General features: G+C 55.9%; 8 protein-coding genes. 1 reads left to right on the top strand and 7 read right to left on the bottom strand.

The window, feature by feature from the left end; all coding sequences use genetic code 11:
* Positions 1 to 294: 294 nt before the first annotated feature.
* Genes PLZ73_02160 through PLZ73_02150 form a run of 3 tightly spaced genes read right to left on the bottom strand, consistent with a single transcriptional unit; the run spans position 295 to position 3,154 of the window.
* Positions 295 to 1,017 (bottom strand): hypothetical protein, encoded by a 723-nt coding sequence (locus tag PLZ73_02160; GenBank protein HOO76672.1) that lies wholly within the window; start codon positions 1,015 to 1,017, stop codon positions 295 to 297.
* Positions 1,014 to 2,225, bottom strand: coding sequence for an ATP-grasp domain-containing protein (locus PLZ73_02155; GenBank protein ID HOO76671.1), 1,212 nt, complete (start codon positions 2,223 to 2,225; stop codon positions 1,014 to 1,016). Before PLZ73_02155 ends, PLZ73_02160 begins: the two co-directional genes overlap by 4 nt.
* Positions 2,222 to 3,154 carry a glycosyltransferase gene (locus PLZ73_02150; GenBank protein HOO76670.1) on the bottom strand — a complete coding sequence of 311 codons (933 nt, stop codon included), beginning with the start codon at positions 3,152 to 3,154 and terminating at the stop codon, positions 2,222 to 2,224. Before PLZ73_02150 ends, PLZ73_02155 begins: the two co-directional genes overlap by 4 nt.
* Positions 3,155 to 3,290: 136 nt before the next feature.
* On the opposite strand from PLZ73_02150, the gene PLZ73_02145 reads away from it, so the two are divergent.
* Positions 3,291 to 4,382, top strand: a complete 1,092-nt coding sequence (locus PLZ73_02145; GenBank protein HOO76669.1) for a glycosyltransferase — start codon at positions 3,291 to 3,293, stop codon at positions 4,380 to 4,382.
* 28 nt (positions 4,383 to 4,410) lie between these two features.
* Here PLZ73_02145 and PLZ73_02140 read toward each other — a convergent pair whose 3' ends face one another.
* The 4 genes from PLZ73_02140 to PLZ73_02125 all read right to left on the bottom strand — a co-directional run bounded on the left by PLZ73_02140 (position 4,411) and on the right by PLZ73_02125 (position 7,627).
* The gene (locus tag PLZ73_02140) at positions 4,411 to 5,328 is read right to left on the bottom strand and encodes a glycosyltransferase (protein HOO76668.1); all 918 of its coding nucleotides are present in this window, start codon (positions 5,326 to 5,328) and stop codon (positions 4,411 to 4,413) included.
* A gap of 51 nt (positions 5,329 to 5,379) precedes the next feature.
* Positions 5,380 to 5,751 (bottom strand): GxxExxY protein, encoded by a 372-nt coding sequence (locus tag PLZ73_02135; GenBank protein ID HOO76667.1) that lies wholly within the window; start codon positions 5,749 to 5,751, stop codon positions 5,380 to 5,382.
* An 81-nt stretch (positions 5,752 to 5,832) separates the two neighbouring features.
* Positions 5,833 to 6,642 (bottom strand): glycosyltransferase, encoded by an 810-nt coding sequence (locus PLZ73_02130; protein HOO76666.1) that lies wholly within the window; start codon positions 6,640 to 6,642, stop codon positions 5,833 to 5,835.
* Positions 6,635 to 7,627 (bottom strand): GDP-mannose 4,6-dehydratase, encoded by a 993-nt coding sequence (locus PLZ73_02125; GenBank protein HOO76665.1) that lies wholly within the window; start codon positions 7,625 to 7,627, stop codon positions 6,635 to 6,637. The genes PLZ73_02130 and PLZ73_02125 overlap by 8 nt, the downstream gene beginning before the upstream one ends.
* Positions 7,628 to 7,637: the final 10 nt, after the last annotated feature.

Raw genomic sequence — 7,637 nt, 5'->3', positions numbered from 1 at the left:
TCGAGGGGCACGCCATGCCCTATGCTCTATGCTTTCCTCCTGAACCCTGAACCCTTATCGCACCTGATTACTCTGATTAGGGAAGAATTCAGAATACAGTATTCAGTAGCCCTCCGCCCCGGCCTCTGGAACAGTCCACAGATTTCACGGATTAAGGAAAGATCCACGGATTGTACAGATGGAGATTGCTTCCATTGTCCCCCCTATGAAATCTTAAATACGCCTTCCTCCCCCAAAAAACTCTCTGTGCCCTCTTGTGCCTTTTGTGGCTAACCCTCTCCCCTACATGTGAGATCAAGGGTTCAGGCGATCGAGGAGGCGGTACGCGGCATACGCGGCCGACCGGACGGGAGACCAGATTCCGGTCACCGTTCCCCGGCTGGTCATCTCCACCCTTCCCTTCCGGGCGCAGAACCGGCCTTTCCTCAGCGCTTCAACCACCAGGCCGGGGGCCGGGGCGTCGACCTCGACGTCAAGGAAAAGCGTCCTGATCTGTTCGGGACGGTGAGCGTCCTGTCCCGCGAACGCCCAGAATCCGGGATTGCCCCGCCGCAGACCGGCCAGAACCGCGGCCAAAGCCGGGCTAGGAAGGTGGGGGCAACCGTACCGGGCGGACCAAACTTCCATCCCATGGAGCCGCCCGGCATAAGCCCTGAGGGCCACCAATTGATCGGGGCGCGGATGAGCCCAAACCGTTATCCCGCCTCCTTCCGCGGCCCCGGTCAAAAATTCTTCGATCCCGTTCCATCGGCGGTAGCCCGGGGCTCCCGCCAGAACAAGGTGCGAACCGTCGAAATCATATTCGATCCCGGCAATGAACATAAACTCTCGATCCGATAAGCGCTCGGCTTCGGAACGATACTCCCCCACCCTCTCCCAATCCAGCCCCTGGTCATGTTCCGCCAAAACGGCAAACCCGGCGCCGGCGGATAAAGCGGTTTCCCGGATCTCTTCCAGAGACATCTCGGAATCGCACGACCACCGCGAGTGGATATGGAAAAACCCCGAAACCTTCATGCTTTTCTCCTGGCCGCCAAACGGTGGGGGAGAATATTAAGAAGATAACGCGAGTTCTCCATAAGCCCGGGCCAGGGGTCGTCCCGCGTCAGATTGAAATACGAAATTCCGGGGAGAAAAAACGAACTCAGAAACGACCAGAGCGTTCGACCCCGCGTGGGATACGCGCCTTTCCAAGCCGGGGGAGGCCCATGCATAACCGAGACCAGATGTTGGACCTCGGCGTAGAGGAACCGGGCTTTTCGGCCGTAGACCACGGTCGACGGCGGTATTGCCCGTCCGGCGAGCAAATCCAGATAGGCGACCGGGAAATCCGCACCCGAAGCGATAGCCAGGGGAAGGGACCCCCAAAACCGGCCATTGATCTCCATGAGGACGAACCGACCGGTCGATCTTTCCCGCTTGAACTCGACCATGGCCACCCCGTTCCATTTCAAGCGGCGGATGAGTTTCAGGGCCGAATCTTCCATCTCCGGCGCAGGCTCGATGCCCCGGCAGTAACTGCTGCGGGCTCCCAGGGGATTTTCTTCCCGAAGCCGGCGGTGGGCGAACGTAAGCAGCGGCTCCCCCCGCCGAGCCAGAACGAAATAACCGTACCCATCTCCGGCGATCATCTCCTGGACCAGGGGCCGGGGGATTAAAAGGGATTTCGCGCGGCAACTCGCCAGAAGTTCGGCCGGCCCGGTGACGAAAACCGGGCCGGGGTCCGAGATGAGAACGCCGTCCTTCAGATACTTCGAATATCTGGCTTTGACCACCAGCGGATAGACCTCCCCTCCCCCGCTCCCGCGCATATCGTCTCCGCAAACCCAGGTGCACGGAATCGGCACCCGGAGTTCCCGGGCGATATCGAGTGTTCTTTCCTTGTTCAGCGTGGTTTCCAGGGCATCGTCTTCGGGAAGGGCGACCCGCTCGAAGCCGGGGAGTTGGCGGCCTTCCCGGTGAAGCGGGATAATCGTCCGGTCGGTTACCGGGATAATAAAGTCATAATCCGACTCGGCCAGAAGTTCGCGGAAAAACCGCAGAAAGTCCCTGGTATCGCCGGCAATGCGAGGATAGACGATTTTCGCCCGGGGGTATCTGGAATAGAAAGCTATATTGAAGAAACTCTCTTCCCCGCCGACATCGACCAGGTGTCCGGCACGGGCCAGAGACCTGGCTACGGCCAGGCCGACGGGGGAGTGCGCATCTAAAACAAGTATTTTCATCGCCGTTTCTTCAGGCCCTTGAACCCTTCGACAAGTGCCGGGGGAAACCATGTCAGAAGACCGCGTAACAAGACGTGCAGCTTCAACGGCTCTTCCCGCCAACATTTCCAATATTCTCGGCGCGCGGCCGGGTATTCCCCGGCCTGAAAAAGGCGATCGGCATATCTCCTCACATGCCTCGCCATAACGCGCCGGCGGCGGGAAGGGTTCCAACCGGGGAGCGCCTCGGTCCGCCCCAGGTAGGCGGCGATGATTTTCAACCGGGCCCGGTAGTGTTCGTGAAACCGGTTGACCCGGGAGTCCGGACGCACCCGATAAACCGCCAGAGGCTCGGAAAGAAAACCGATTTCCGTCAGCCGGGAAAGCCGAAGCCACATCTCGGTATCTTCCGCGAAGTGCAGATTCTCGTCGAACCCGCCCACGGCACGGAAAAGAGCGGTTTCCAGCATTACCGTGATCGACGGAATGAAGTTCCCTTCCAAAAGACTCTCGAAAATATGTCCGCTGGGGACTTGGCTATAACGCGTTTTAAGGCATGGACCTATACGTTCTCCGGACGGCAAAAGATCGAAGGTGTCGGTAAAAGTCATGCGGAAACGGGGGTTCGCTCTCATCCAGGCCGTCTGCCGGGCAAGTTTTCCCGGAAGCCAATAGTCGTCACCGTCCAAAAACGCCAGGTAAGGAGCGCCGGCATGGGCCACACCCAGGTTACGGGCAGCAGCAACTCCCCGGGCGGGGTCCTGAAAGCCACGGATCCGATCTCCGTATCTCCGTACTTTTTCCCAAGTCCCGTCGGTCGATCCGCCATCGACCACCAGCACTTCCGTTCGGTTGTCTCCCTGGGATAGGGCGCTTTCCAGGCATTCATCTATGTAAGAAGCGCAATCCTTGACTGCGATCACCACACTGATTTCGGGTTTTTCAGGCATCGTCCGTTCTCGTCCGAAGGTTTCATTTTACTGTATTTCATCGGGGAGAACCCACTCGGAAATCGACGACGACGGGGAGCGGGCGCTTTTAATTGTGGAAACGGCAAATCCGGATATGATTAATCAAGTGAACGATATGGACTCGACCCGAATGAACGATGGACAAACAGCCGAACGACGCTCATTCTCGATCGTCGTTCCCTGTTACAACGCCGAGAAAACGTTGGCGGCGTGCCTGAAATCGTTCCTGGACTCGGGATACCCCGGTGACAAGCTGGAACTGATCGTAGCCGATGACGGATCTTCCGATCTTTCTTTCTCGATCGCCTCCGAACTGGGAGCTAAAGTCGTCAGGACGAAGGGGCGCCGGGGTCCGGCGGCGGCAAGAAACCTGGGCGCCCAAGCCGCGGCAATGGACTACCTCCTGTTCGTCGACAGCGATATTGTCGCTCCCCCCGATACCATCTGGAAATTCAATGCGGCTATCGCCCGGTTTCATGATTTCACGGTTATTCAAGCCATCCTCTCCGAAGGCGAATACGGGGGGCTGTTCTCCCGATACCTGCACAGCTGGTTTTATTATTTTTACCGGCTGCGTTCCAACTATCGAACCATGACCATGAGCAGCGGGTGCGTGGCCATGCCCCGAGAAATCTTTTTCAGGGCCGGGAAATTTAACCCCGGTCTACGCTCCAATGAAGACACCGAGTTGGGCTATCGCCTTGCCTGCCTGGGAGCCAAAATCCTCATCTGCACCGATATCGAAGTGCTTCATGACAGCGAACACAGTCTTCGAACCTTTATCCGACGAAATTTTTTCGTCCATAATTTCATGCTGGTGCGCCTTACCTACGGCATGGCGGACATTACCGACTCCAACCCGGAATATCGGGTACCCATCCTCAATATTCTGATTTCCGGTGTGGCGGTGGCGATAGTGCCTCTGTTTGCGGTTCTACCGCCCTTGCTGCCCGCCGCTCTTCTAGCCGGCCTGTTCCTGTATCAACTTTTCATCAACCGGCGTTTCCTGACGGTCATCCGCACCCGGTCGGGGTGGTCCAGGCTTCCCGGCATCTACGCCGTTCTCCAACTCGACAACTTCGTCAAACTGGCGGGGATGCTGCTGGGGGCCTGGGATTACTTCGTCCGGAAAAAGCACCGGGCCATCCGTGAGTACGCCCAGAACGCCGGGATTGAAATCAAACCGGGGACTCTTTCCAAAAACTGATTCCGTACGTCCGGGAATGATCGGGGCGTCAATCGCCGCGGTGTTTTCGGAGCTTTCGGAGAACCGACGGCGGCAACAGGCTCGCCGCCAGATATTTCCATATCATCCCGGCAGAGGGGCGGCGGCGGAGGGCACGCAAGAACAGCCCGCGGGCGCGGCGATATTCCCCGACTTCGAAATGGCGGTATCCCCAACGTCGATAGAGATTGTACCGTGCGTTTCTCATGAGCCCCGGTCGGGCCTTGAAATAATCCGGGTATTTCCCCAGGAAACGGTCGAACGTCCCGCCCAGAGACCGATAATGCTCGGCGAATTGAAAGGACCGCGAAGAGCGCCGGACGCGGTACGCGGCCAGAACCTCCGGAATATATCCAAGCCGGAACTCCTTGGCCACCCGCAGCCACATCTCGGTATCTTCCGCAAAGCGGATGTTTTCGTCGAATCCTCCGACGCGGTCGAAACAAAACCGGCGGAGCATAATGGTCGCCGAAGAGATGAAATTATTGACGAAGAGCTCGTCGAAAACGTAACCCGACCGGGGTTGCTTTTCCGTGCCGATGGCGCCGTGGATAAAGACCCCGGACTCGTCGAAGAAATCGACGTCGGAAGAACAGAACCCGTACTCCGGACAGCGATCCAGCAAAGCCGTCTGCCGTTCCAGTTTTTCCGGATACCAGAGGTCGTCGGCATCGAGAAACGCGATATACTCGCCCCGGGTGCGGGCGACGGCCTGGTTCTTCGCCGCCGAAACCCCCTTCCCTTCCTGCCGAAACCAAGTCAATCTCCCCCGGTAGGAATTCAGGATATCGGCCGTTCCGTCCGTGGAGCCTCCGTCGGCCACGATGATCTCCTCGGGCGGCAGAGTCTGCCCGAAAACGCTGTCGAGCGCCTCCCGGATATAGGCGGCGTCGTTCAGACACGGAATAACCACACTAACGGAGCTCATGCAACTTCGGTTCAGGGTTTTTTACCACAGAGGACACAGAGGGCACAGAGTTCATAATTTAAAGCGTTGAACCCCGTCTATAAGCTTGAGAACGTTGAAATTTATCAATAGACCCGTCGGTATCCGGGCAAGTTTCATATACGTCAGCAACTGAGCTTTATGAATATTTTTAACTTCTTCGCGGGCTTTCAATTCCAGTATCAAGCATTTATCGACGAGTAGATCGATCCGGTACCCACAATCCAATCTGATTCCCTTGTACTTTACCGGAATCGGCACCTCCATCTGGAACGGTATTTCCTGCGAACCGAGTTCATGAGCCAAACATTGATGGTAAGCAGATTCAAGAAGACCGGGCCCCAGCGTCCGGTGCACCTCTATGGCGCAACCGATGACTTTTTCCGTTAGAAGATCTTTTTCCATCCTTTGTTAGTCAATAACCCGGCCTGATAAGAAAAAACCTAACATTACTTTCAGGTTATCGAAGCTCACGTATCCCCGAATTTAAGATCCCCCTCGTTTCCCCTCTGTGTCCTCTGTGGTAACTTTTGCCGCGGCCAGGCGCCAGCGGGAGCAGGAAGCGAAGACCCGGAAATAGCCCTTCACCGTGCGCAAAATCTTCATCTTGCTCTTTCCCCGGCGCTTTCCCCAATCCACCCTGTATTCGATCTCCGAGATTCGAGCTCGGAGGAGCGCCAGCTTATAGAGCAGTTCCACCATGCATTCGAAACCGGGGCTCTCGATTATTTCCGGGCCGTAGATCATCTGGAGTCGCCTGATAATTCCACCGCGATAAAGCCGAAAAAAACTGCTGAACACCGTCAACCCGTGGATATTGAGCACGACCTTAACCAGGGCGTTGGCGACGTGGCTGACCAGCACCCGAAAAAAAGATACCTGCTCGAACCCGCCGCCGTAGGCATAGGGGCTGGCTAGAATCACATCATACCCTTCCCTCTCTCTGACCAGCATCCGGGAAACCATCCCCAAGCCGGAGGTGTTGTCGGCTTCCATGGTCACTACTAAATCTTCGCTTCGCAACCGTGGTTTCAGCTTGGAGAAAGCCCGGGCAAAAGAACGGCCCGGACCCAGATTGGCTTCATTGACGACGACTTCAATCTCGCACTGCCCTCGATGATCGTTCAAAATGCTCGCCCCCCCGTCGGTGCTGCCGTCGTCGATCGCCAGAACTTTGACTGAATATTCGGGATGATTATCGCTGAACATTTCGATCCCATGTAAAAGAGAAGGAAGATTGTCGGCTTCGTTCAGAAAGGGAAAAACCAGGTAGAGGACAACGGGTTCTTCAGGCATCTTTGCCGCTCCGAACCGCCTCGACCATCAAGCGCAACGCCTGTTCGAAGGGAATCTCCGGGCGATAACCCAGAATTTCCCGGGCGCGAGTCAAATCCGGTATTCGGCGCATGATATCCCGATACTTTCCGAAAACTTCATCGAAAGGAACATAGCGGATTTTAAGTTCTTTCCCCGTACCGGCAATTCGATGAATCATTCTAGCGGCTTCAATGACGCTCACTTCCTCGTCGTTCCCCAGATTGATGATGCATCCCACCGCTTTATCGCACTCCATCGCCTGAACGGTGCCTCGAACCAGATCGGTGACATAAGCCATAGACCGAGTCTGGGAACCGTCACCGTGTATTAAAACCTCCTCGTCGTTGAGGATGGCATTAACGAAGATCGGGATGTGGCCGCCGCTCCACTTGAAACTGGAACGAGGACTGAAACCGCCGAAGTATCTGAGAACCACGATCGGAAGACCGTATTGCTTATGATATCCAAAGGCCAACTGTTCGTCATAAAGCTTGGAAACCGCGTAGCTCCAGCGCTTGATCATACTGGGTCCGAGCAGAAGATCTCCATCCTCCCGAAATGGCAGATCCGGCGACATCCCATAAACGTCCGAGGTCGAGGCCAAGATAACCTTGGCTCCGGTATCTCGGGCTGCTTCCAGAATATTTTCCGTTCCTTTGGTATTTACCAATAATGTCGGCAGCCGCGAATCCGCTTCGGCGATTTTCTTCACTGCGGCCAAGTGAATTACTATATCCGCTCCCTCAGCCGCCTTCCGTACCAAAGACGCATCTAAAATATCGCCTTCAATAAGACTAAAGTTTTCGTCATTCCAATGCGACGCAATATTCTCGGCCTTTCCAAAACTGAAATTATCCAAGCCGACGACGTTGTAATTCCCATCCAAGAGAAGCGCATCCAACAAATGGGAACCGATCATGCCCCCGACGCCGGTAATAAATATCTTTTCTTTCGTATCCTTCACTGTCCTCTAA

The sequence above is a fragment of the bacterium genome (assembly GCA_035380285.1).
Lineage (GTDB): Bacteria > Auribacterota > Erginobacteria > Erginobacterales > DAOSXE01 > DAOSXE01.
The sequence above is the reverse complement of the archived record's forward strand: the minus strand, read 5'-3'. Positions and strand labels throughout refer to the sequence as shown.